Source organism: Klebsiella sp. GG_Kp175, assembly GCF_040062325.1.
Lineage (GTDB): Bacteria > Pseudomonadota > Gammaproteobacteria > Enterobacterales > Enterobacteriaceae > Klebsiella > Klebsiella quasipneumoniae.
Genome location: NZ_JBEAFX010000015.1, coordinates 56,905 through 80,792, shown reverse-complemented (window position 1 = coordinate 80,792; position 23,888 = coordinate 56,905). Strand labels below are relative to the sequence as shown.

At 56.2% G+C, this 23,888-nt stretch carries 20 protein-coding genes; 4 read left to right on the top strand and 16 right to left on the bottom strand.

The genetic code is table 11. The features are described 5' to 3' along the window. Positions 1-3 precede the first annotated feature (3 nt). The 16 genes from dnaE to rpsB form a co-directional block, all read right to left on the bottom strand. Positions 4-3,486 carry a DNA polymerase III subunit alpha gene (gene dnaE, locus ABLU73_RS20200; RefSeq protein ID WP_017900653.1) on the bottom strand — a complete coding sequence of 1,161 codons (3,483 nt, stop codon included), beginning with the start codon at positions 3,484-3,486 and terminating at the stop codon, positions 4-6. A gap of 17 nt (positions 3,487-3,503) precedes the next feature. Next, a complete protein-coding gene (rnhB, locus tag ABLU73_RS20195; RefSeq protein WP_004204458.1) occupies positions 3,504-4,103 on the bottom strand; it encodes a ribonuclease HII in 600 nt (199 codons plus the stop codon). After that, positions 4,100-5,251 carry a lipid-A-disaccharide synthase gene (gene lpxB / locus ABLU73_RS20190; RefSeq protein WP_004204457.1) on the bottom strand — a complete coding sequence of 384 codons (1,152 nt, stop codon included), beginning with the start codon at positions 5,249-5,251 and terminating at the stop codon, positions 4,100-4,102. Before lpxB ends, rnhB begins: the two co-directional genes overlap by 4 nt. Further along, a complete protein-coding gene (gene lpxA / locus ABLU73_RS20185) occupies positions 5,251-6,039 on the bottom strand; it encodes an acyl-ACP--UDP-N-acetylglucosamine O-acyltransferase (protein WP_192079282.1) in 789 nt (262 codons plus the stop codon). Before lpxA ends, lpxB begins: the two co-directional genes overlap by 1 nt. Before the next feature lie 3 nt (positions 6,040-6,042). Next, on the bottom strand, positions 6,043-6,498 hold the full coding sequence (gene fabZ / locus ABLU73_RS20180; protein WP_004145858.1) for a 3-hydroxyacyl-ACP dehydratase FabZ: 456 nt from the start codon (positions 6,496-6,498) through the stop codon (positions 6,043-6,045). 105 nt (positions 6,499-6,603) lie between these two features. Beyond that, complete coding sequence (gene lpxD / locus ABLU73_RS20175; RefSeq protein WP_004204453.1) at positions 6,604-7,629, bottom strand: UDP-3-O-(3-hydroxymyristoyl)glucosamine N-acyltransferase; 1,026 nt, start codon at positions 7,627-7,629, stop codon at positions 6,604-6,606. Positions 7,630-7,632: 3 nt separating this feature from the next. Next, complete coding sequence (gene skp / locus ABLU73_RS20170) at positions 7,633-8,118, bottom strand: molecular chaperone Skp (protein WP_002889325.1); 486 nt, start codon at positions 8,116-8,118, stop codon at positions 7,633-7,635. A 121-nt stretch (positions 8,119-8,239) separates the two neighbouring features. Continuing rightward, complete coding sequence (bamA, locus tag ABLU73_RS20165; protein WP_004204452.1) at positions 8,240-10,669, bottom strand: outer membrane protein assembly factor BamA; 2,430 nt, start codon at positions 10,667-10,669, stop codon at positions 8,240-8,242. A 31-nt stretch (positions 10,670-10,700) separates the two neighbouring features. Then, a complete protein-coding gene (gene rseP / locus ABLU73_RS20160; protein ID WP_004204451.1) occupies positions 10,701-12,053 on the bottom strand; it encodes a sigma E protease regulator RseP in 1,353 nt (450 codons plus the stop codon). Between the two features lie 11 nt (positions 12,054-12,064). Continuing rightward, positions 12,065-12,922, bottom strand: a complete 858-nt coding sequence (gene cdsA / locus ABLU73_RS20155; RefSeq protein ID WP_004204449.1) for a phosphatidate cytidylyltransferase — start codon at positions 12,920-12,922, stop codon at positions 12,065-12,067. 12 nt (positions 12,923-12,934) lie between these two features. Then, positions 12,935-13,693: a (2E,6E)-farnesyl-diphosphate-specific ditrans,polycis-undecaprenyl-diphosphate synthase gene (ispU, locus tag ABLU73_RS20150; RefSeq protein ID WP_002889316.1), complete on the bottom strand. Its 759-nt coding sequence runs from the start codon at positions 13,691-13,693 to the stop codon at positions 12,935-12,937. Positions 13,694-13,930: 237 nt separating this feature from the next. Further along, positions 13,931-15,133, bottom strand: coding sequence for a 1-deoxy-D-xylulose-5-phosphate reductoisomerase (ispC, locus tag ABLU73_RS20145; RefSeq protein ID WP_017900652.1), 1,203 nt, complete (start codon positions 15,131-15,133; stop codon positions 13,931-13,933). A 228-nt stretch (positions 15,134-15,361) separates the two neighbouring features. Next, a complete protein-coding gene (gene frr, locus ABLU73_RS20140) occupies positions 15,362-15,919 on the bottom strand; it encodes a ribosome recycling factor (RefSeq protein ID WP_002889308.1) in 558 nt (185 codons plus the stop codon). Between the two features lie 150 nt (positions 15,920-16,069). Further along, positions 16,070-16,795 carry a UMP kinase gene (gene pyrH, locus ABLU73_RS20135; protein WP_002889306.1) on the bottom strand — a complete coding sequence of 242 codons (726 nt, stop codon included), beginning with the start codon at positions 16,793-16,795 and terminating at the stop codon, positions 16,070-16,072. A 147-nt stretch (positions 16,796-16,942) separates the two neighbouring features. Continuing rightward, positions 16,943-17,794, bottom strand: a complete 852-nt coding sequence (gene tsf, locus ABLU73_RS20130; protein WP_004151930.1) for a translation elongation factor Ts — start codon at positions 17,792-17,794, stop codon at positions 16,943-16,945. Between the two features lie 119 nt (positions 17,795-17,913). Then, positions 17,914-18,639, bottom strand: coding sequence for a 30S ribosomal protein S2 (gene rpsB, locus ABLU73_RS20125; RefSeq protein WP_004204447.1), 726 nt, complete (start codon positions 18,637-18,639; stop codon positions 17,914-17,916). Positions 18,640-18,960: 321 nt separating this feature from the next. Here rpsB and map point away from each other — a divergent pair, with 321 nt between their 5' ends. The 4 genes from map (at position 18,961) to ABLU73_RS20105 (ending at position 23,825) form a co-directional block, all read left to right on the top strand. Further along, positions 18,961-19,755, top strand: a complete 795-nt coding sequence (gene map / locus ABLU73_RS20120) for a type I methionyl aminopeptidase (RefSeq protein WP_004204446.1) — start codon at positions 18,961-18,963, stop codon at positions 19,753-19,755. Positions 19,756-19,812: 57 nt separating this feature from the next. Beyond that, positions 19,813-22,476: a bifunctional uridylyltransferase/uridylyl-removing protein GlnD gene (glnD, locus tag ABLU73_RS20115; RefSeq protein WP_017900651.1), complete on the top strand. Its 2,664-nt coding sequence runs from the start codon at positions 19,813-19,815 to the stop codon at positions 22,474-22,476. A gap of 30 nt (positions 22,477-22,506) precedes the next feature. Continuing rightward, positions 22,507-23,331: a 2,3,4,5-tetrahydropyridine-2,6-dicarboxylate N-succinyltransferase gene (dapD, locus tag ABLU73_RS20110; protein WP_002889295.1), complete on the top strand. Its 825-nt coding sequence runs from the start codon at positions 22,507-22,509 to the stop codon at positions 23,329-23,331. A 107-nt stretch (positions 23,332-23,438) separates the two neighbouring features. After that, the gene (locus ABLU73_RS20105) at positions 23,439-23,825 is read left to right on the top strand and encodes a DUF3461 family protein (RefSeq protein WP_002889292.1); all 387 of its coding nucleotides are present in this window, start codon (positions 23,439-23,441) and stop codon (positions 23,823-23,825) included. The last annotated feature ends 63 nt before the right edge of the window (positions 23,826-23,888 follow it).

Here is a 23,888-nt window from a genome sequence, read left to right as displayed (position 1 = left end):
GTATTAGTCAAACTCCAGTTCCACCTGCTCCGAGCCGATAAGGCCACGCAGATCGTTGAGTAAACGATCGCTCGGAGAGACGCGCCATGTTGCGCCGAAACGCAACCGCGCGCGTGCATCCGCCCTCTGATAGTAGAGGTGCACTGGAATGGTTCCCGAACGGTGGGGTTCCAGAGACTGACGGAGTCGGTTTAAAAGCTGGTCATCAATTTGCCTGTCCGTCAGCGAGATAGCAAGCCCGCGAGCATATTTTTCCCGGGCTTCGTCAATGTCCATGACTTCACGGGCGGTCATTTTAAGCCCCCCGCTAAAGTCATCAAAGCTGACCTGTCCGCTGACGATAAGTATGCGGTCTTTTTCCAGCAACTGCTGATATTTATCCAGCGCGTCGGTGAATAACATCACTTCCAGCCGCCCGGAACGGTCATCCAGGGTACAGATGCCGATACGATTGCCGCGCTTGGTGACCATTACCCGCGCCGCAATCACCAGCCCCGCCGCCGTGGTCACTTTTCCACGATCGGTCGGATGCATGTCTTTGAGCCTCACGCCGCCGACGTAGCGCTCAATCTCTTTCAGATACTGGTTAATCGGGTGCCCGGTCAGGTACAGCCCCAGGGTCTCCCTTTCACCATCCAGCACCACCTGCTCAGGCCACGGCTGGCAGCTGGCGTAGGACTGTTCAATCTGCTCAGGCTCTTCCGCCAGTACGCCGAACATATCAGCCTGGCCGATGGCCTCGGCTTTGGCGTGCTGGTCGGCGGCTTTCAGCGCATCGCCCAGCGAATTCATCAGCGCCGCACGGTGCGGACCGAGACGATCGAACGCCCCGGACATAATCAGCTTTTCCAGCACGCGACGGTTGAGCTTTTTAATATCGGTCCGCGCGCAGAGGTCGAACAGCTCGCGGAAATAACCGCCGTTGTTGCGCGCCTCAATGATCGCTTCGATCGGCCCTTCGCCGACGCCCTTGATGGCGCCGATACCGTAGACGATCTCGCCGTCGTCGTTGACGTGGAAATGGTACAGGCCGGAGTTAATATCCGGCGGCAAAATTTTCAGCCCCATCCGCCAGCACTCGTCCACCAGGCCAACGACCTTCTCGGTGTTATCCATATCGGCGGTCATTACCGCCGCCATAAACTCAGCCGGATAGTGCGCCTTAAGCCATAGCGTCTGGTAAGAAACCAGCGCGTACGCGGCGGAGTGCGATTTGTTAAACCCGTAACCGGCGAATTTCTCCACCAGGTCAAAGATTTTCATCGCCAGTTCGCCGTCAATGCCGTTTTTCTTCGCCCCATCCTCAAAGATAGAACGCTGCTTGGCCATCTCCTCCGGCTTTTTCTTACCCATCGCGCGACGCAGCATATCCGCGCCGCCGAGGGTATACCCGGACAGCACCTGGGCAATCTGCATGACCTGTTCCTGATACAGGATGATGCCGTAGGTCGGCTCCAGCACCGGTTTCAGGCTTTCATGCTGCCACTGCACGTCCGGATACGAGATCTCTTCTCGGCCGTGCTTACGGTCGATAAAGTTATCTACCATCCCCGACTGCAGCGGGCCCGGGCGGAACAGGGCCACCAGAGCGATCATATCTTCGAAGCAGTCCGGCTGCAGGCGTTTAATCAGATCTTTCATGCCGCGCGATTCAAGCTGAAAGACCGCAGTGGTTTCCGAGCGCTGCAGCATGTCGAAGCTTTTCTTGTCATCCAGCGGGATGGCGGCGATATCCAGCGGCCCTTCACCGTTCTTCTCACGGCGCTTATTAATCATCTCCAGCGCCCAGTTAATGATAGTGAGCGTACGCAGACCGAGGAAGTCGAATTTCACCAGCCCGGCGTATTCCACGTCGTTCTTGTCAAACTGGGTAACCGGATGCAGCCCCTGCTCATCGCAATACAGCGGGGCGAAGTCGGTGATCTTGGTCGGCGCGATAACCACGCCGCCCGCATGCTTACCGGCGTTTCGCGTCACCCCTTCCAGCTTACGCGCCATGTCGATCAGCGCTTTCACTTCTTCGTCCGCCTCGTAGATCTCCGGCAGCTGCGGCTCGGCCTCGAAGGCTTTCGCCAGCGTCATGCCCGGATCGGGCGGCACCAGCTTGGAGATGCGGTCGACAAAGCCGTACGGGTGACCCAGCACGCGGCCCACATCCCGGATGACCGCTTTCGCCGCCATGGTACCGAAGGTGATGATCTGCGATACCGCGTCGCGGCCATACATATCCGCCACGTGCTCGATAACCTGGTCGCGTTTCTCCATGCAGAAGTCGACGTCAAAGTCGGGCATTGAGACACGCTCCGGGTTAAGGAAACGTTCGAACAGCAGGTCGAACTCCAGCGGGTCGAGATCGGTGATCTTCAGCGCGTAGGCCACCAGCGAACCGGCGCCGGAACCGCGGCCCGGGCCGACCGGCACACCGTTATCCTTCGACCACTGGATAAACTCCATCACGATCAGGAAGTAGCCGGGGAAGCCCATCTGGTTGATCACCTGCAGCTCGATATCCAGACGCTCGTCGTATTCCGGCCGGCGCTTCGCGCGCACTTCCGGATCCGGGAAGAGGAATTCCAGCCGCTCCTCCAGACCTTCTTTCGATTTCATCACCAGGAAATCTTCCGTGGTCATATCGCCGGTCGGGAACTGCGGCAGGAAATATTCGCCAAGCCGCACGGTGACGTTGCAGCGCTTGGCAATTTCAACGCTGTTTGCCAGCGCTTCCGGAATATCGGCGAACAGCTCGCACATCTCTTCCTCGCTGCGCATATATTGCTGCGGCGAGTAGTTGCGCGGCCGTTTCGGGTCGTCGAGGGTGAAGCCGTCGTGAATAGCGACGCGGATTTCATGGGCGTCAAAGTCGCCAGTGTCGAGGAAGCGGACATCGTTGGTCGCCACCACCGGCAGACCACGCGCTTCCGCCAGCGCCACGGCGGCATGAAGATAACTCTCTTCATCCTGACGACCGGTGCGGATCAGCTCCAGAAAATAGCGATCCGGGAAATGCTCTTCATAGAAGGCGACGCACTGCTCAACCAGCGGCATGTTGCCGCGGATCAGGCTGACGCCGACGTCGCCTTTACGGCCGCCGGAGAGCAGAATCAGCCCTTCCTGATGTTCCACCAGCCAGTCGCGATCGATCCACGGCCCCAGGGCGCCGTAGCCGCGCTGATAGGCGCGGGAAATCAGCAGAGTCAGGTTCTGGTAGCCGGTGTTATTCGCCGCCAGCACGGTCAGCTCGGTAAATTCGTCGCCGAGCAGGTCGCACTGCACGTGGAAATCGGCGCCGACGATCGGCTTAATCCCCGCGCCGTGTCCCGTCCCGTAGAACTTCACCAGCCCACAGAGATTGGTGAAATCAGTGATCGCCAGCGCTGGCATGCCAAGCGAGGCCGCCTTCTTGACCAGCGGCCCGGTCTTTGCCAGCCCATCGATCATGGAATAGTCGCTGTGCACCCGCAGGTGTACGAAACGTGGTTCAGCCATCTTTAGATCCCGGTGACTTAGTTGGACGCCAGGCCCAGGGCACGCTTCACCGGGCCAAAACTGCGCCGGTGATGCTCTGTTGCGCCGTGTTCCTGCAGCTTCTGCAGGTGAACAGCGGTGGGATAGCCTTTATGCTGGGCAAATCCGTAGTGGGGAAATGCGAGGTCCAGCGTGGCCATTTCGGCGTCACGAGTGACTTTTGCCAGAATAGACGCTGCGCTGATTTCTGCCACCCGGCTGTCGCCTTTGACTACTGCCAGGGAGGGCATCGGTAGCGATGGGCAGCGATTGCCATCAATCAGAACAAACTCGGGTACAATGCTCAGGCCGGCGACGGCGCGCTGCATCGCCAGCATAGTGGCATGCAGGATATTCAGCTCATCGATTTCGTGCGGCTCGGCGCGCCCCAGGCTCCAGCACAGCGCTTTCTCTTTAATCTCATCGAACAGCGCCAGACGACGCTTCTCGCTGAGTTTTTTGGAATCATTCAGACCCACAATCGGCTTCGCCGGATCGAGGATCACCGCCGCGGTCACCACCGCGCCAACCAGGGGGCCACGCCCGACCTCATCGACGCCGGCAACCAGATGGGTATGCGGATAGACGAACTCCATCATTGTTTTGCTAACTCCAGTACGGCATCCGCCGCCTGCTCATCGGCGTTGCAGCGGATCTGCTGATGCAGCGCGCGGAATGTCTCATGCATCTCATGACTGGTTTTGCCATCGGCCAGCAGCGGCTGCAGAGCGGCAGCCAGCGCCTGCGGCTCGCACTCATCCTGCAGCAGCTCTTTAACCAGCTCGCGCCCGGCCAGCAGGTTCGGCAACGAGACGTAGTCGGTTTTAACCAACCGCTTCGCCAGCCAGAAGGTGAACGGCTTCATGCGATAGCCAACCACCATCGGGCATTTCGCCAGCATACACTCCAGCGCCGCCGTCCCGGAGGCCAGCAGCGCGGCGTCGCTGGCGATCATCGCATCGCGCGCCTGACCGTCCAGCATATGGACGATCATATCCGGCGCCGTTTCAGCTTTAATTCGCTCAAACTGCTCCCGCCGTTTGGCATTAACCAGCGGCACCACCACCTGCAGATCGGGATAGCTAGCCCGCAGAAGCTGAGCGGTTTTCAGAAAGTCCGCGCTGAGCATTTCGACTTCTGCGCCGCGGCTGCCGGGCAACAGCGCCAGGCAACGCACGTCGTGCGGGATCCCTAACCGATCGCGCGCTGCGCCTTTGTCAGGATCCAGCGGCATCGCATCCGCCATGGTATGGCCGATAAAACGGCAGGGAACGTTAAATTTGTCATAAAACGCTTTTTCGAAAGGCAGAAAGGCCAGCACCAGATCGGTGGATCTGCCGATTTTGAAAACGCGTTTTTGTCGCCAGGCCCAGACCGACGGGCTGACGTAGTGAATGGTTTTGATGCCCTGCTTTTTCAGATTCCCTTCGAGGGTAATATTGAAATCAGGGGCGTCGATGCCGACGAAGACGTCGGGACGCAGCTCGCCGAAGCGGCGGGTCAAATCGGCGCGAATATGGAGTAAGCGACGCAGGCGACCGAGCACTTCAACAATACCCATCACCGCCAGCTCTTCCATTTCGTACCAGGCTTCACACCCTTCCGCCTGCATCAGCGGTCCCGCCACGCCGACAAAGCGCGCATTCGGGATGCGTGCTTTGAGGGCGCGGATGAGGCCGGCGCCAAGAATATCGCCGGAGGTTTCTCCGGCGACCAGGGCAATCGTCAGGGGACGCTGTTCAGTCATTAACGAATCAAGCCGCGGGTAGAGCGGGCGAAGAAATCGACAAACGCCTGGACTTCAGGATGCTGAGTCGCCAGTTCGGCGATCTCCGGCTTGGCTTCTTCCAGCGTCTTGCCGCTGCGGTACAGCAGTTTATACGCGTTGCGGATCGCGGTAATCGCTTCCCGGCTGAAGCCGCGGCGTTTCAGGCCTTCGATATTGACGCCGAATGGCGTAGCATGGTTGCCCTGGGCAATCACGAACGGCGGAACGTCCTGCGCCACGCCGGAGCAGCCGCCAACCATAACATGTGAGCCAATGACGCAGAACTGGTGCACCGCGGTCATGCCGCCGATAATGACATAATCATCCAGCGAAACATGGCCTGCGAGCGTCGCGTTATTGGCCAGGATGCAGCGATCGCCAAGCGTACAATCGTGCGCCACGTGGGCGTTGATCATCAGCAGGTTATCGTTGCCCACCTTTGTTAATCCACCGCCCTGTACTGTGCCGCGATGAATGGTGACGCTTTCGCGAATGCGGTTGCGATCGCCAATTTCCACCCGGGTCGGTTCGCCAGCATATTTCAGATCCTGGTTAACTTCGCCGATGGAAGCGAACTGATAGATCTCATTGTCACGGCCGATTTTGGTGTGGCCATTAACGACAACGTGAGACTTCAGTACGGTGCCTTCGCCGATTTCGACGTTGGCGCCAACAATACAAAACGGACCAATGTGGACGTTAGCGCCAATCACGGCGCCTTCTTCTACAATGGCGGTAGGATGAACAAAAGCGGTTTTATCAATCACGTATCAGGCCTCCCGGCTACGCGCACACATCATCGTCGCTTCGCAAACCACTTTACCGTCAACCAGCGCAACGCCTTTGAAACGGGTCAGGCCGCGGCGGGTTTTCTCGAAAGTGACTTCCATAATCATCTGATCGCCTGGTACTACCGGGCGTTTGAAACGTGCTTCATCGATGCCCGCGAAGTAATACAGCTCGCCTGGTTCCAGTTTTCCAACGCTTTTGAATGCCAGAATCCCGGTGGCCTGCGCCATTGCTTCCAGAATCAGGACGCCCGGCAAAATCGGCTTACCAGGGAAATGCCCCTGGAAAAACGGCTCGTTTACAGAAACATTTTTTACTGCGCGCAGAAAACGACCTTCTTCAAAATCCAGCACGCGATCTACCAGCAGGAACGGGTAACGGTGAGGCAGAAGTTCCAGAATCTCTTCAATGTGCAGAGTATGAGTGTCAGTAGTCAAAATACTCTTCCTGTCTAAATGTACTAAAAGGCAATAATAACACGGCCTGCGGCAATCTTTTAGCGAATGCAACAGGCCGGAAATGTCATGTGACCAAATGATGAATTAGTCTTGTTGATTAACCTTGCGCTCAATCGCTTTCAGGCGCTTGCTCATCTCGTCAATATTCATCACCAGCGCAGCGGTTTTACGCCACGCCTTGTTCGGCTGCAGCGGAATACCGGAGGAGTATACGCCAGGTTCGCTGATAGGACGCATCACCATCCCCATCCCCGTGACGGTGACCTTATCGCAGATTTCCATATGGCCGTTAATCACGCTGGCGCCGCCAATCATGCAGTAGCGGCCGATTTTCAGGCTGCCTGCCATGATAACGCCGCCGGCAACCGCGGTATTGTCGCCAATCACCACGTTATGCGCAATCTGGCACTGGTTATCAATGATAACCCCGTTGCCAATCACGGTATCGTCCAGCGCGCCGCGGTCAATTGTGGTGCAGGCGCCGATCTCCACGCGATCGCCAATAATGACGCGACCCAGCTGCGGGATCTTCACCCAGTTGCCGCGATCGTTGGCGTAGCCGAAGCCATCCGCGCCGATCACCGTGCTGGACTGGATCAGGCAATTCTCGCCGATCTCAATCTCATGGTAAACGGTCACATTGGCCCACAGACGCGAGCCGGCACCTATTTTCGTATTTTTCCCAACGAAGCAGCCTGCGCCGATGACCACGTTATCACCCAGCACTACCCCGGATTCGATAACGGCGTTGGCGCCGATGGCAACGTTGCTACCCAGCTTCGCCGTCGGATCGATAACCGCGCTCGGCGCGATATCCTGTGCCGGCTGCGGCGTGGTATCCAGAATTTGAGCCATGCGCGCATAGGTCAGGTAGGGATTACGCACTACCAGCGCGGCGCTATGGGCAAAAGGCAAATCATCCTGCGTCATCACAACGGCAGAAGCCTGGCAAGCGGCCAGGTGCTCACGGTACTTAGGGTTGACCATGAAAGTGATTTGGCCCGTTTTCGCGCTCTGCATGGACGCAACGCCGGTGATGACGATGTCGCCATCACCGTGTAATTCTGCATCCAACTGCTGCGCGAGATCAGCCAGTCGAATTGAAGGCATTACTTATTTAACCTGTTTCAGCACATCAGCGGTGATGTCTTTTACATCGCTGCTGTTGTATGCAACGGCATTCGCGTCAACCACCAGATCGATGCTCTGATCTTTCGCTACGCTCTGTACGGCAGTCTGGATACGGGTCACCAGTTTGCCACGCTCTTCGTTGGAACGACGAGCGCGATCCTGTTCAAACGCCTGCGCTTTCTGGGAGAAGGTCTGGCGCTGAGCCATCACGTCTTTTTCCAGTTTGGTACGATCGGCGCCCGGCTTCATGGACTGCAGACGCTGCATTTTAGACTGCAGGTCGCCTTCCATACGCTGCAGTTCGCTAGCGCGGCCTTTGAACTCGTTTTCCAGCGTGTTGGAAACGCCAGTTTTCTGGGCAACCTGTTGGAACAGGCTGTTCATGTTCACCAGGGCAATTTTATCTGCCGCCTGAGCGGAAGTTACCATTGCCAAACCCAGACCTGCAGCTAATAACCACTTTTTCACAATAAACTCCTTACCATCCCATGAGTACCCAGGGGTACCGTTATTTGCGTGGCGAGGCGATAAACGCGTTATCGCCTACGGTCAGCGCTATACTGCACTTGCATTCCGTTGCCGCCAACAATTACCAGGTTTTACCAATGTTAAACTGGAACTGTTCGGCTTTGTCTCCATCGTACTTTTTGAACGGTTGGGCGTAGGAGAAGACCAACGGCCCCAACGGCGACATCCACTGCACGGCAATACCCGCAGACATACGGATGTTGCTCGGATCGCTGTAATCCGGATATCCAGCGTACGCGTTCGAATCCCAGTGAGTATCCCATACGGTACCCATATCCCAGAAGAAGGAAGTCCGGACCGAGTTCGCATATTTGTCACTAATAAACGGCGTCGGGGTAATCAGCTCCAGGCTGGCCACCGCCATGGCGTTACCGCCCACCGCATCATCGGATTTACACGGTGCGGATTCGGTGCTCTTACAGTCGTTGGTATAGCCGCTGTCGCCATCATGACGGCTGCTCGACGGGAAGTACACCGCCTTCGGACCAATGGTGTTCGACTGGAAGCCACGCACGGTGCTGGAGCCACCTGCATAGAAGTTCTCATAGAACGGCATCTCTTTGCCGCCGATACCATCGCCATAGCCAAAGCGGGTACGACCCAGCACCACCCATTCATGATCGTTGTCGATCGGCACATAGGTGGCGGTATCCAACGTCGCTTTGTAGTATTCGTTGTCCGAACCCGGAATGGTCACTTTACCGTTCAGGTTGACGCGCGAACCTTCGGTTGGGAAGAAGCCGCGGTCAAGCTTGTTATAGGTCCAACCGTAGTTGAAGGTGAAGTCATTCGCACTGAACGAGTTCCGGTCGTTGGTGTTGTCCGGATACTGGCCCATCGAGTTCAGGTAACGCCACATCGCCACCTGCGGCTGCATATTGGACAGGGAGTTATGCACATACCCGACGCCCGCGCGCAGCGTGTTGTATTCGTTGACCGGGAAGCCCAGCGTGACGTCTGTACCATAGCTTTTGTTGGTATAGTCAGACAGATCCGCATCGTTCGCGTCAAAGTCATTATAGAAGATACGACCGCCGAGGCTCACACCGTCTACGGTGAAGTACGGGTTGGTCACCGACAGCTCGGTATAGGTCTGGTAGTCGTTTTTGGTGCCGTTGATCCCAACAGCATAGCCAGTACCTAACCAGTTATCCTGCTGAACGCCCGCCTGGAAGCTGACGCCGCTCTCGGTACCGTAACCGATACCGAAGTTGAAGCTACCGGTGTTACGCTCTTTCACCTTGTAGACTACGTCGACCTGGTCCGGACTGCCTGGTACGCGCTGGGTATCGGTATCGACCGTTTCGAAGAAGCCTAAACGGTTAAGACGGTCTTTACCCTGATCGACGAGGTCGCTGCCCAGCCACGCGCCTTCCATCTGGCGCATTTCGCGGCGCAGAACGGCGTCTTTGGAGGTGTCGTTGCCTTCGAAGCGAATTTTACGCACGTAATAGCGGTTGCCCGCGTCGACGTTGACGTGCAGCTTAACGGTTTTATCGCTGTCGTTGATCTCCGGCTGCGACTGTACGCGCGGGTAGGCGTAACCATAACGACCCAACAGTTTCTTGATGTCGTTTTCCATCTTGGTCACTTTCGCGCCGTTATACAGTTCACCCGGCTCGACTTTGGTCAGCGCTTCGATTTCCGCGGAATGGCCGGCGAGGTTGCCCGTCACCTGCACCCCGGAAAACTTGTACTGATCGCCTTCGGTGATGTTGACGGTGATATAGATCCCTTTCTTATCCGGCGTCAGGCTGACCTGGGTAGAATCGATGTTGAAACGGGCATAGCCGCGATCCAGGTAGTAGCTGCGCAGGGTTTCAAGGTCGCCCGCCAGTTTCTGCTTCTGGTATTTACGGTCGCCGACCACGTTCCACCACGGCACTTCATCGCGCAGCTGGAAGTGGGAGATCAGCTCATCAGTCGAAAACGCATGGTTGCCGACGATGTTGATCTGCTGAATTTTAGCGGAGACGCCTTCCTGGAAGACCAGTTTCAGGTCGACACGGTTACGCGGCAGCGGGGTAACGACCGCTTTGACGCTGGCGCTGTATTTACCGACGCTGTAGTAGAAATCCTCGAGGCCCTTCTCGATATCCGCGATGGTCGTGCGGTCAAGCGACTCGCCCACCCGAACGCCAGAGGCCTCAAGGTTCTGCTTGAGCATGTCATCTTTCACCGACTTGTTGCCGGAGAAGGTGATGCTGGCGATCGTCGGACGCTCTTTCACCTGCACCAGCAGGGTATCACCATCGCGCAGGACGCGGACGTCCTCGAAGTTGCCAGTGGCAAACAGCGCGCGAATAGTGTTACTGATATCATCGTCGGTCACCGTATCGCCAGGACGCACTGGCATACTGAGGAGGGCCGCACCAACAGCGACACGCTGCAAGCCTTCGAAATGAATGTCCTTCACCACGAACCCTTCAGCACCGTATACAGTCGCGCTGCTAAACAGCAGCGACGCTATGAGCAACTTTTTCATCGCCATCGTTATTATGCGTTCTTCCTAACAAACTCTCTTATAACCGAGAGAAATCATTGAAAAGTGCAAGCCCCATTAACAGCACCAGCAGTATTGAGCCAATGCGATAACTAAAGTCTTGAACTCGCTCGGATACCGGCCCGCCCTTCAGCTTTTCAATCGCCAAAAACAGCAGATGTCCCCCATCCAGTACGGGTAGTGGGAACAGGTTGATGATTCCGAGGTTCACGCTAATCAGCGCAAGGAACATCAGATAATAAATCAACCCAAACTCCGCTGACATTCCAGCCCCCTGAGCGATAGAGATCGGCCCACTGAGGTTGTTCAGTTTGACATCACCGGTTATCAATTTACCCAGCATCCTGACCGTCAGTGACATCAGCTGCCAGGTTTTATCCGTGGCTTCAGCGATGGCGGCAAACGGTCCGTACTGACGTACTGTCTTGTATTCTTCAGGCAGCGGGATGACCTTTGGCACCACCCCTGCGAACCCTTCTGCCTTACCTTTCACCGTTTTTGCATCCGGCGTCAGGGTTAACGGCAGCGCACTCCCCTGCCGTTCAATCTCCAGCGCCAGCGCTTTGCCCGGATTATCGCGCACCAGATTAACAAACGTCATCCACTGCGTTAACGGTTGACCATCGACTTTAACGATCCGGTCCCCCGCTTGCAAACCTGCTTTCTGCGCTGCCGAGCCCGCCTGGACCTCCGCCAGCACTGTATCAATCTGCGCGCTGCGCGGCTGGATCCCCAGCGACGTGACGGGATCTTGCTTGTCTGGCTCAAACGCCCAGTGCCGCAGATCGACGATTTTATCCTGGCGCTGATTAGTCCCGAAAGGGGCGACGGTAAGTATTGTTTGCGGGTTGCCGATTTTGGCCACCAGCTGCAGACGCACCGCATCCCAATCAGGCGTTTCGATACCATCTATCGCTTTAAGTTCCGTTCCTTTTGCAATTTGTGCTTGCGCGGCAACCGAATTGGGCGTTATTTCACCCACTACCGGACGGACCCCAGGAACGCCGATGATGAAGACCAGCCAGTAGGCAAAGATAGCGAAAAGGAAGTTAGCGATGGGACCGGCGGCAATCACCGCCGCGCGCTGGCCGACGGTTTTATTATTGAACGCGTAGTGGCGCATCTCCGGCGCCACCGCTTCAACACGCTCATCCAGCATCTTGACGTAGCCGCCCAGCGGGATCAGGGCAATGACGAACTCCGTACCCTGCTTATCCATCCGCCGCCACAGCGCTTTGCCGAAGCCGATAGAAAAACGCTCAACCCGGATACCGCAGCGACGCGCTACCCAAAAATGGCCAAACTCATGCACCGTAATCAGTACGCCAAGCGCAATGATAAAAGCTGCCAGATTCCAGAGCACGCTCAGCATATCACCTTCCGTCAAATCGTCCTGAAGACCAACAGTAGCAGACAGGCGAAGACCGGCACCGCCGCCGTCAGGCTGTCGATACGATCGAGAATACCGCCGTGTCCGGGAATCAAGTGCCCGCTGTCCTTAATGCCGGCCTCGCGCTTAAACATACTTTCCGTCAGATCGCCCAGCACCGAAGCCAGGGCGGCTACCACCGAACAGACCAGCAGCACCGTTGGCGTAACGTCAAGATGGGCCCACACCCCGTAGGCCCAGGAGATCACCGCCGCGGTCAGCAAACCGCCAAAAAAGCCCTGCCAGGTTTTTCCCGGCGAAACCTTCGGCGCCAGCTTGTGCTTGCCAAACATTTTGCCAAACATATAGGCGCCGGAATCCGCGCCCCAGACCAGAATCATCACGTACAGGAGCCACAGCGCACCGCTGTAATGGTTATCGGTATAGTGCCAGGCGCGTAGCGCCAGCATGCCCCAGAAAAACGGGACAATGGTCAGGATACCGAAGATGAGGCGCAGCACTTTAGAGTGACGCCAGAATGCCGCCGACGCCGGATAAGAGAGCACCAGCAGCAGCGCGACGATCCACCAGACGAAAGAGGCCCACAGCGAGCCTTCAACCATCGGTTGATGAACGTCATAATGGTATTCCGGCAGCAGAAACAGCATCGCCGCCAGCAGAAGGCCGCACAACACCGCCAGCCAGACCCGCTGCGACGTCGAGGTGAAACCACTCAGTTGCCCCCACTCCCATGCGGCGAGCATACAGACCACCAGGGTCACGATAGCAAATCCCATAGGCGGCAATAAAAACAGCGCCGCAATGACGACGGGGATTAAGACGAAAGCAGATATCAGGCGATACTTCAGCAAAAGTGACCCCCATCAGGCATGACTGCCACCCGGCTCAGTGCCGCCGAAACGACGCTCTCGATTAACAAAGGCATGGAGTGCACCTTCAAAGTCCTGTTCAGCAAAATCGGGCCAAAGAACATCCGTAAAGTAAAGTTCGGCATAGGCAATTTGCCAAATCAGAAAATTACTTATTCGGTGCTCTCCCCCGGTCCTAATAACTAAATCTACGGGAGCCAGTTCATGCATGCAGACCTGCTGGCTCAGCATGTCTTCCGTGATCTGCTCAGGCAGCAGCGTCCCGTCCTGTACCTGTTTCGCCAGCAAACGAACGCCCTGGGTAATATCCCAGCGACCGCCGTAATTGGCCGCAATATTCAGCGTTAAGCCGGTATTGTTCGCGGTCAGCGCTTCCGCTTTGCGGATACGCTCCTGCAGGCGCGCATTGAAGCGCGTGGTGTCGCCAATAATCCGCAAACGCACATTGTGTCGGTGCAGGCTTTTGACTTCGCTATCCAGCGCCCAGACGAACAGCTCCATCAGCGCACTGACTTCCTGAGCCGGACGGTTCCAGTTTTCGCTGCTGAACGCGTATAACGTTAACGCCTCAATCCCATTATTCGCCGCGAAAGAGACCGCGCGACGCACGGATTTCGCACCGGCCTTATGCCCGAAAGCGCGAATTTTACCTTGCCGTTTCGCCCAACGGCCGTTGCCATCCATAATAATGGCGACATGACGGCAGCCATGTGTGGGCGATATTTCGCTGACAGTTTGATTAGCAGACAACATCACGCGTTTTAAGTCCATAATAAGGATTAACTAGCCACCAAACAGAGGCCACCGGGCCGCGCTGGATACGCATTTTTATCCGGTGCCGGGGCTGCAGCCAATCGCAGAGAACAACCAAAAGCTTTACGCAAAAAAGCCGTGTTTTGCCACGGCCACCGTAATCTTTAACAACAAAATGCAACGATCGGGTGGCGCAGACTATATCACTGAAGCTTTGCGCCCACAAATATCACCGCGTTACGCCTGGGTGACCAACCGTTTCAGCTGTTGATGAGCAACCGCGCGGGCCTCAGCGTCGATAACCAGAACGTCATCAATGCTTTGCGGCTCCTGCAGGTTCATCTTATCCAGCACAGTCTGGTTAACCGCCGCAATATCGGTAAAGCGGATATCGCCATGCAGAAACGCGGCAACCGACTCTTCATTGGCCGCATTCAGCGTGGTGGTCGCCGCCTGGCCGACGTCAAACGCCTCCATCGCCAGCTTCAGGCACGGATACCGCGTATAGTCTGGCGCGGAGAAGCTCAGATTGCTCAGCTGGCAGAAGTCCAGCGGCTTAGCGCCGGAGTTAAGCCGTTGCGGCCAGCCCATGGTATGGGCGATCGGCGTGCGCATATCCGGCTCTCCAAGCTGCGCCAGCACGCTGCCGTCCTGATAGCGAACCATCGAGTGGATCACCGACTGCGGATGGATAAGGACCTCCATCTGCCGGGCCGAGGCGTTAAACAGCCAGCGCGCTTCAATATATTCCAGGCCTTTGTTCATCATCGTAGCGGAGTCAACGGAGATCTTGCGTCCCATCGACCAGTTAGGATGACGGCAGGCCTGATCCGGCGTCATCGCCGCCAGTTCAGCTACCGCTGTATCACGGAAAGGCCCGCCCGAGCCGGTCAGCAGGATGGATGAAACGCCATTCTGCGCCAGGTCAGCGTATCCCAGATGCTGCTGAATTGTCTCCGGCATACTCTGAAAAATCGCGTTATGTTCGCTATCGACCGGCAGCAATCGCGCCCCCGACCGTTGAACCGCCTCCATGAACAAGCGACCGCAGGTCACCAGCGACTCTTTATTCGCTAACAACACCGTTTTCCCGGCGCGGATCGCCGCCAGCGTCGGCACCAGCCCCGCCGCGCCGACGATAGCCGCCATCACCTGATCGACCTCCTCCAGCGCTGCGACCTCTGCCGCCGCCTGCTGGCCGCTCAGCACCTCGGTACGGCAGCCATGTTCCTGCAGACGGGTGCGCAATCGCTCAGCGCTTTGCGCATCGTCCATCACGGCGTAACGGGGGGTAAATTCAAGGCATTGTTCAACCATACGGTCAACGTTTTTCCCCGCGACCAGCGCGGCGACGGAAAAGCGACCGGGATTATGGCGCACCACGTCCAGCGTGCTACAGCCAATGGAGCCGGTCGAACCGAGAACGGTTAATTGCTTCATGAGACGTCCAGAAGAGTGGAAACAGAATAAAAAGCAAAACGCCGCCAGCAAGCCCCTACGCAGCAATTATCAGGGATAAGACGGCGGCATTAGGCCTTCAACTTAGCGCTAAAGGCTACAAGGCCAGCGGTCGCAACGCAATCCCGAGAATTGAGCGTACAGTCTTCTGTACGGCGTTTCGGATTTTACTCAGACCAGACGCTGTCAGGCCCGAGTAAGGGCAGAGCATCAGAACTGCATCAGTTCTGCTTCTTTGTCTGCCAGCGCCGCGTCAACTTTCTTGATGGCGGCGTCAGTCATTTTCTGCACGTCGTCCTGAGAACGGCGATCGTCATCCTCGCTGATCTCTTTCTCTTTCAGCAGCGCTTTGACTTTGTCGTTGGCGTCGCGGCGAACGTTACGTACGGCAACGCGCGCCTGCTCAGCTTCACCACGCACGATCTTGGTCAGATCTTTACGACGCTCTTCGGTCAGCGGCGGCAACGGAACACGAATATCGCTGCCGGCAGAGCTTGGGTTCAGACCGAGGTCGGACGCCATGATCGCTTTTTCAACGGCCGCGGACATAGAACGGTCAAAGACGTTGATTTTCAGGGTACGGGAGTCTTCGACGGTGACGCTGGCCAGCTGGCGCAGCGGGGTCGGCGTACCGTAGTATTCAACAACAATCCCGTCCAGCAGGCTCGGAGAAGCACGACCCGTGCGAATTTTGCTGATTTGGTTTTTGAATGCTTCGACGCATTTTTCCATGCGGATTTCAGCATCTTTTCTGATATCGCTAATCACGTTACGAATCCTTGAAAGCTTGTCTCAGTCAGACCAGACGGGGCACCCGTCGGAAAATGAGCTAAGTATAGTCAGATTTAATGAAAATCACCGGGTAATATCCCCGCGAAAGTAAAGCGGAATATTACCCGGATTTGGCGCTGACGGGAATTATTCCGTGATCAATGTGCCTTCTTTTTCGCCCATCACCACGCGACGCAGGGCGCCAGGTTTGTTCATGTTGAAGACGCGAATCGGCAATTTATGGTCACGCGCCAGGGTGAAGGCCGCGAGATCCATCACTTTCAGCTCTTTTTCCAGCACTTCGCTGTAGGTCAGCTGATCGTACATCGTGGCGGAAGGATCTTTGGCCGGATCAGCGGTGAATACGCCGTCAACCTTGGTGGCTTTCAGCACCACATCGGCTTCAATTTCAATACCGCGCAGGCAGGCTGCGGAATCGGTGGTAAAGAACGGGTTGCCGGTACCCGCGGAAAGGATCACCACGCGGTTGTTGCGCAGCAGGCTGATCGCCTCTGCCCAGCTGTAGTTGTCGCACACACCGTTCAGCGGAATGGCGGACATCAGACGAGCGTTCACATAGGCGCGGTGGAGCGCATCGCGCATCGCGAGGCCATTCATAACCGTTGCCAGCATGCCCATGTGGTCGCCCACAACGCGGTTCATACCCGCTTTCGCCAGACCAGCACCACGGAACAGGTTACCGCCACCAATTACTACGCCAACCTGAATACCCAGCTCAACCAGCTCTTTGATCTCCTGAGCCATGCGGTCAAGTATGCTTGCATCAATACCGAAGCCTTCTGAGCCCTGCAGCGCTTCGCCACTTAATTTCAGCAGAATACGTTTGTAGACGGGTTTTGCATTGGTAGCCATGTTTCTTTCCTGAGACTGTCAACGAATGAGATGTGAGAATTCCGGCGACATTGTATGTCGCATTTCAGCGCGGTCACTATAAGCAGTTGGCTGAATTTACAAAATGGGCGCAAAAAGAAGCCGCCCTCAGGCGGCTCCTTGTAAAAATTAAGACTGCTTGGACATCGCAGCAACTTCTGCTGCAAAGTCAGTCTCAACTTTCTCGATGCCTTCGCCCACTTCAAAGCGGATGAAGCCAGTCACGTCAGCGTTGTGCTCTTTCAGCAGCTGACCAACAGATTTGCTCGGCTCCATGACGAAAGGCTGACCAGTCAGAGAAACTTCGCCGGTGAATTTCTTCATGCGGCCTTCAACCATTTTCTCTGCGATTTCTTTCGGCTTACCGGACTGCATCGCGATGTCCAGCTGAACCTGGTACTCTTTCTCTACCACTTCAGCAGACACGTCTTCCGGCTTAACGAATTCCGGCTTGCTTGCAGCAACGTGCATTGCCAGCTGCTTAACCAGCTCTTCGTCAGCGCCTTTAGCGGCAACCAGAACGCCGATGCGCGCACCGTGCTGGTAGCTGCCCAGAACGTCGCCTTCCAGAACAGCGATACGACGGATGTTGATGTTCTCGCCGATTTTAGCAACCAGGGCAACACGTTCTTCTTCGAACTGCGCTTTCAGAACTTCAACGTCGGAGATTTTACCCGCAACAGCGGCGTCCAGTACTTTGTCAGCAAATGCCTGGAAACCACCATCTTTAGCAACGAAGTCAGTCTGGCAGTTAACTTCCAGAATGTAACCGTAGTTGCCTTCGATTTTGGTTTTGATCACGCCGTCAGCAGCCACGTTGCCTGCTTTCTTCGCCGCTTTGATCGCGCCGGATTTACGCATGTTTTCGATTGCCAGCTCGATGTCGCCATTCGCTTCAGTCAGCGCTTTTTTGCAATCCATCATGCCTGCGCCAGTACGTTCGCGCAGCTCTTTTACCAGGGAAGCGGTAATTTCAGCCATTCTAAAATCCTCGGGAGATGTGGATACTGCCCGGCCAACGGCCAAACAGCGTAAATTGAAAAAAGGGGCCGATAATGGGCCCCTATTCATACACGGTACTAATAAGGGCTTAAACCTTATTATTCAGCTTCTACGAAGCTTTCTTCCGCCTGAGAAGCCAGGTCCTGAGAGCGACCTTCACGAACGGTAGCAGCAACAGCGCCCAGGTACAGGCTTACTGCGCGGATTGCATCGTCGTTACCCGGGATAACGAAGTCTACGCCGTCCGGATCAGAGTTGGTATCAACGATAGCAAATACCGGGATGCCCAGGTTGTTTGCTTCTTTGATAGCGATGTGCTCGTGGTCAGCGTCGATTACGAACAGTGCGTCCGGCAGGCCGCCCATGTCTTTGATACCGCCCAGGCTGTTTTCCAGCTTGTCCAGCTCACGAGTACGCATCAGCGCTTCTTTCTTGGTCAGCTTGTCGAAAGTACCGTCCTGGGACTGAGTTTCCAGGTCTTTCAGACGTTTGATGGACTGACGAACGGTTTTCCAGTTAGTCAGCATACCGCCCAGCCAGCGATGGTTCACGAAGAACTGGTCGCAGCTCAGAGCAGCGTCTTTTACCGCTTCGCTTGCAGCGCGCTTAGTACCAACGAAAAGGATTTTACCTTTACGAGCAGCGATCTTGTTCAGTTCAGCCAGAGCGTCGTTGAACATCGGTACGGTTTTCTCAAGGTTGATGATGTGGACTTTGTTACGCGCACCGAAGATGAACGGCTTCATTTTCGGGTTCCAGTAACGGGTCTGGTGACCGAAGTGAACACCAGCCTTGAGCATGTCGCGCATGGAAACAGTTGCCATGTTTAAAACCTCTATAGATTAAATTGGGGTTATGCCTCCACGTATCCCATATTACCGACCCCAAAGGGCACCCCGGAATATGTGCCGATACGTGTGTGTTGTTACACAAAGTGAGATTTGTCGCTCCCGTCCATCCTGTGTATCTGAGATGGATCGGAAGTCCGGCGCGCTTTATACCACAAAATCCCCCCAGACACCAACTCTTGTTGACGTCGCGTGCTGTTAATGATTCTCAGTTTGGCACCAGCCTGCCCGGACTGTTACCATTGACAGGACTTACTCTATTATTGTCGAAAATATCGACACTGCTGGACATACTCCATGGCTATCTCTATTAAGACATCTGAAGATATTGAAAAAATGCGCGTTGCCGGTCGCCTGGCCGCTGAAGTGCTGGAAATGATCGAACCCTGGGTTAAGCCGGGCGTCAGCACTGGCGAACTGGACCGTATCTGTAACGACTATATCGTTAACGAGCAGAAGGCCATTTCCGCCTGTCTCGGCTATCACGGCTATCCGAAATCCGTCTGCATTTCGGTCAACGAAGTGGTCTGTCACGGTATCCCTGACGACGGCAAACTGCTGAAAGATGGCGATATCGTGAATATCGACGTGACCGTCATTAAAGATGATTTCCATGGCGATACCTCCAAAATGTTTATCGTCGGCAAACCGACGATTCTCGGCGAGCGCCTGTGCCGCATCACTCAGGAAAGCCTGTACCTGGCGCTGAAGATGGTTAAGCCGGGCATCAATCTGCGCACCATCGGCGCGGCGATCCAGAAATATGTGGAAGCGGAAGGATTCTCCGTGGTTCGCGAATACTGCGGTCATGGCATCGGCCGCGGCTTCCATGAAGAGCCGCAGGTGCTGCACTACGACTCGCCGGAAACCAACGTCGTGCTCAAACCAGGCATGACCTTTACCATCGAGCCGATGGTCAACGCCGGTAAAAAAGAGATCCGCAGCATGAAAGACGGCTGGACGGTGAAAACTAAAGACCGGAGCTTGTCTGCACAGTATGAGCATACTATTGTGGTGACAGACAACGGCTGCGAAATTCTGACGCTACGTAAGGATGACACCATCCCGGCGATAATCTCGCACGATGAATGATGAAAAGCCGGCGCCCGCCGGCTTTTTTATTAGATAGTTTTTTCTTATGGTGACGCGATGAGCAACTCATTACCTGACACAGCCTCCCCTCTTCTGCCCATCCCGCCGGAACATCCGGTGAGCTGGCCGCAGGGCGATCTGAACTGTGCTGCAATAAAGGCGCACATCGATACCTTTCAGCACTGGCTGGGCGAGGCGTTTGACGCCGGTATCGCCGCGGAGCTGCTCATTGCGGCGCGCACCGAATTTATCGACCAGCTGCTGCAGCGGTTGTGGATCGCCAGTGGATTCGAATCCGTCTGCGACCTGGCGCTGGTGGCCGTCGGCGGCTATGGCCGCGGCGAGCTGCATCCGCTTTCTGACGTCGATCTGCTGATCCTCAGCCGCAAAAAGCTGCCGGACGACCAGGCGCAAAAGGTCGGCGAACTGCTGACGCTGCTGTGGGACGTCAAACTGGAGGTAGGCCATAGCGTACGCACTCTCGAAGAGTGTTTACTGGAAGGGCTTTCAGATCTCACCGTCGCCACGAACTTAATCGAATCGCGCCTGCTGATCGGCGATGTCGCGCTGTTCCTTGAGCTGCAAAAACATATTTTTAGCGACGGCTTCTGGCCATCAGAAAAGTTCTTCGCCGCCAAGGTCGAAGAGCAGAACGTCCGTCATCAGCGTTATCACGGCACCAGCTATAACCTCGAGCCGGACGTGAAAAGCAGTCCCGGCGGCCTGCGCGATATCCATACGCTACAGTGGGTGGCTCGCCGCCATTTCGGCGCCACCTCAATGGATGAGATGGTCGGCTTCGGTTTTCTGACCGAAGCCGAGCGCAATGAGCTCAACGAGTGTCTGCATCAACTGTGGCGTATCCGCTTCGCGCTGCATCTCGAACTCACTCGCTATGACAACCGCCTGCTTTTCGACCGCCAGCTCAGCGTCGCCCGCCGGCTCGGCTATGAAGGCGACGGCAACCAGCCGATTGAGCATATGATGAAGGACTTCTTCCGCGTCACCCGCCGGGTGAGCGAGCTGAACCAGATGCTGCTGCAGCTGTTTGAAGAGGCCATCCTTGCGCTGACCGAGGATGAAAAACCGCGCCCGATCGATGATGACTTCCAGCTGCGCGGCACGCTGATCGATCTGCGTGACGATACGCTGTTTATTCGCGAGCCGCAGGCCATTCTGCGCATGTTTTATATTATGGTGCGCAACAGCACCATCACCGGCATCTACTCCACGACGTTGCGCCATCTGCGCCACGCCCGCCGCCATCTGACCCAGCCGCTGTGCTATATCCCGGAGGCGCGCACGCTCTTTCTCAGCATGCTGCGCCATCAGGGAGCAGTGAGTCGCGGACTGCTGCCGATGCATCGTCACAGCGTGCTGTGGGCCTATATGCCGCAGTGGTCCCATATCGTCGGCCAGATGCAGTTCGACCTGTTTCACGCCTATACCGTCGATGAACACACCATCCGCGTGATGCTCAAGCTGGAGAGTTTTGCTAAAGAAGAGACTCGTAGCCGCCACCCGCTGTGCGTGGAGCTATGGCCGCGCTTAACGCACCCGGAGCTGATTTTAATCGCCGCCCTGTTCCACGACATCGCCAAAGGGCGCGGCGGCGACCACTCGATCCTCGGCGCGCAGGATGTGCTGAAGTTTGCCGAGCTGCACGGGCTGAACTCCCGGGAAACGCAGCTGGTCGCCTGGCTGGTGCGTCACCACTTGCTGATGTCGGTCACCGCCCAGCGGCGCGATATTCAGGATCCGGAGGTGATTAAGCAGTTCGCCGAGGAGGTGCAAACGGAAAATCGCCTGCGCTATCTGGTGTGTCTGACCGTCGCCGATATCTGCGCCACCAACGAAACCCTGTGGAACAGCTGGAAGCAGAGCCTGCTGCGCGAACTCTATTTTGCCACTGAAAAACAGCTACGTCGCGGCATGCAAAGCACCCCGGACATGCGCGAACGCGTGCGTCACCATCAGTTGCAGGCGCTGGCCCTGCTGCGGATGGACAATATTAATGAAGAGGCGCTGCATCAGATCTGGAACCGCTGCCGCGCCAACTATTTCGTGCGACATACGCCGACGCAGCTCGCCTGGCACGCCCGCAACCTGCTGCGCCACGATCTGAATAAGCCGATGATCCTCCTGAGCTCGCAGGCCACCCGCGGCGGAACGGAGATTTTTATCTGGAGCCCGGATCGCCCTTACCTGTTCGCCGCGGTGTGTGGCGAACTGGACCGTCGCAACCTCAGCGTCCACGATGCGCAGATCTTCACCACCCGCGACGGCATGGCGATGGACACCTTTATTGTCCTCGAACCCGACGGCAGTCCGCTGTCCGCCGATCGCCACGAAGCGATCCGCCAGGGTCTGGAACAGACCATCACGCAGCGCAGTTGGGAGCCCCCGGCGCCCCGTCGTCAGGCGGCAAAACTGCGTCATTTCTCGGTGGACACCGAGGTAAATTTCCTGCCGACCCATACCGATCGGAAATCGTTTCTCGAGCTGATAGCCCTTGACCAGCCCGGGCTGCTCGCCCGTGTCGGTCAGGTATTCGCCGACCTCGGAATTTCGCTTCACGGGGCGCGAATTACGACAATTGGTGAGCGAGTAGAAGATTTATTTATAATCGCTACCGCCGACCGGCGTGCCCTTAATAATGAGCTGCAACAAGAAGTGCAACAACGGTTGACAGCGGCCCTCAATCCAAACGATAAAGGGTGACGTATTTTTTTTAGTGAATGGAAAGAAACAATGCAGCAGTTACAGAACGTTATTGAGTCCGCTTTCGAGCGTCGCGCCGACATCACGCCGGCTAATGTGGATACCGTGACCCGCGAAGCGGTTAACCAGGTTATCGCCCTTCTGGATTCCGGCGCGCTGCGCGTCGCTGAGAAGATCGACGGTCAGTGGGTGACGCATCAGTGGCTGAAGAAGGCGGTACTGCTCTCTTTCCGTATTAACGATAACCAGGTTATCGATGGTGCGGAAAGCCGCTACTTCGATAAAGTCCCGATGAAATTCGCTGACTATGACGAAGCGCGTTTCCAGAAAGAAGGTTTCCGCGTGGTGCCGCCGGCAGCGGTTCGTCAGGGCGCGTTCATCGCCCGCAACACCGTGCTGATGCCGTCCTATGTGAACATCGGCGCCTACGTTGACGAAGGCACCATGGTTGACACCTGGGCCACCGTCGGCTCCTGCGCGCAGATCGGTAAAAACGTTCACCTGTCCGGCGGCGTCGGCATTGGTGGCGTACTGGAGCCGCTGCAGGCGAACCCGACCATCATCGAAGATAACTGCTTCATCGGCGCGCGCTCTGAAGTGGTTGAAGGGGTGATTGTCGAAGAAGGCTCCGTGATCTCCATGGGCGTTTACCTCGGTCAGAGCACCAAAATCTACGATCGCGAAACCGGCGAAGTCTTCTACGGCCGCGTACCGGCTGGCTCGGTAGTGGTATCAGGCAACCTGCCGTCGAAAGATGGTAAATACAGCCTGTACTGCGCGGTGATCGTGAAGAAAGTCGATGCCAAAACCCGCGGCAAGGTCGGCATTAACGAACTGCTGCGCACCATCGACTAAAGCAAATAAAAAGCGGGAGATATCCCGCTTTTTTTATATTTGATGCTGGCGAAAATGGATTTTTTCGTTAATTATTCAATGGTTATGATGCTATCAAAGGTACCGTTATGTACGATAATCTGAAAAGTCTTGGCATTACCAACCCTGATGAGATCGATCGCTATAGCCTGCGGCAGGAAGCTAACAATGACATTCTGAAAATTTACTTTCAGAAAGACAAAGGCGAATTCTTCGCCAAGAGCGTGAAGTTCAAATATCCGCGTCAGCGCAAAACCGTCGTCGCCGACGGCGTCGGCCAGGGCTACAAAGAGGTCCAGGAGATCAGCCCGAACCTGCGCTACGTTATCGATGAGCTGGATCAGATCTGCCAGCGCGATCGCACTGAAATCGATCTCAAGCGTAAAATCCTCGACGATTTACGCCATCTGGAAAGTGTGGTCACCAATAAGATCAGCGAAATCGAAGCCGATCTGGAAAAGCTCACCCGTAAGTAAGCGCATCCCCGGCGGCGCGTCGCCTGACCGGGCTGGCGGTATCAAGCCGCTAAGGACAGCATG

Excerpts from the sequence above, each read along its gene's own strand:
- dnaE (WP_017900653.1), bottom strand. The coding sequence starts at position 3,486 with ATGGCTGAACCACGTTTCGTACACCTGCGGGTGCACAGCGACTATTCC.
- rnhB (WP_004204458.1), bottom strand. The coding sequence starts at position 4,103 with ATGATGGAGTTCGTCTATCCGCATACCCATCTGGTTGCCGGCGTCGAT.
- lpxB (WP_004204457.1), bottom strand. The coding sequence starts at position 5,251 with ATGACTGAACAGCGTCCCCTGACGATTGCCCTGGTCGCCGGAGAAACC.
- lpxD (WP_004204453.1), bottom strand. The coding sequence starts at position 7,629 with ATGCCTTCAATTCGACTGGCTGATCTCGCGCAGCAGTTGGATGCAGAA.
- bamA (WP_004204452.1), bottom strand. The coding sequence starts at position 10,669 with ATGGCGATGAAAAAGTTGCTCATAGCGTCGCTGCTGTTTAGCAGCGCG.
- rseP (WP_004204451.1), bottom strand. The coding sequence starts at position 12,053 with ATGCTGAGCGTGCTCTGGAATCTGGCAGCTTTTATCATTGCGCTTGGC.
- ispU (WP_002889316.1), bottom strand. The coding sequence starts at position 13,693 with ATGTTGTCTGCTAATCAAACTGTCAGCGAAATATCGCCCACACATGGC.
- ispC (WP_017900652.1), bottom strand. The coding sequence starts at position 15,133 with ATGAAGCAATTAACCGTTCTCGGTTCGACCGGCTCCATTGGCTGTAGC.
- pyrH (WP_002889306.1), bottom strand. The coding sequence starts at position 16,795 with ATGGCTACCAATGCAAAACCCGTCTACAAACGTATTCTGCTGAAATTA.
- tsf (WP_004151930.1), bottom strand. The coding sequence starts at position 17,794 with ATGGCTGAAATTACCGCTTCCCTGGTAAAAGAGCTGCGCGAACGTACT.
- rpsB (WP_004204447.1), bottom strand. The coding sequence starts at position 18,639 with ATGGCAACTGTTTCCATGCGCGACATGCTCAAGGCTGGTGTTCACTTC.
- map (WP_004204446.1), top strand. The coding sequence starts at position 18,961 with ATGGCTATCTCTATTAAGACATCTGAAGATATTGAAAAAATGCGCGTT.
- glnD (WP_017900651.1), top strand. The coding sequence starts at position 19,813 with ATGAGCAACTCATTACCTGACACAGCCTCCCCTCTTCTGCCCATCCCG.
- dapD (WP_002889295.1), top strand. The coding sequence starts at position 22,507 with ATGCAGCAGTTACAGAACGTTATTGAGTCCGCTTTCGAGCGTCGCGCC.
- ABLU73_RS20105 (WP_002889292.1), top strand. The coding sequence starts at position 23,439 with ATGTACGATAATCTGAAAAGTCTTGGCATTACCAACCCTGATGAGATC.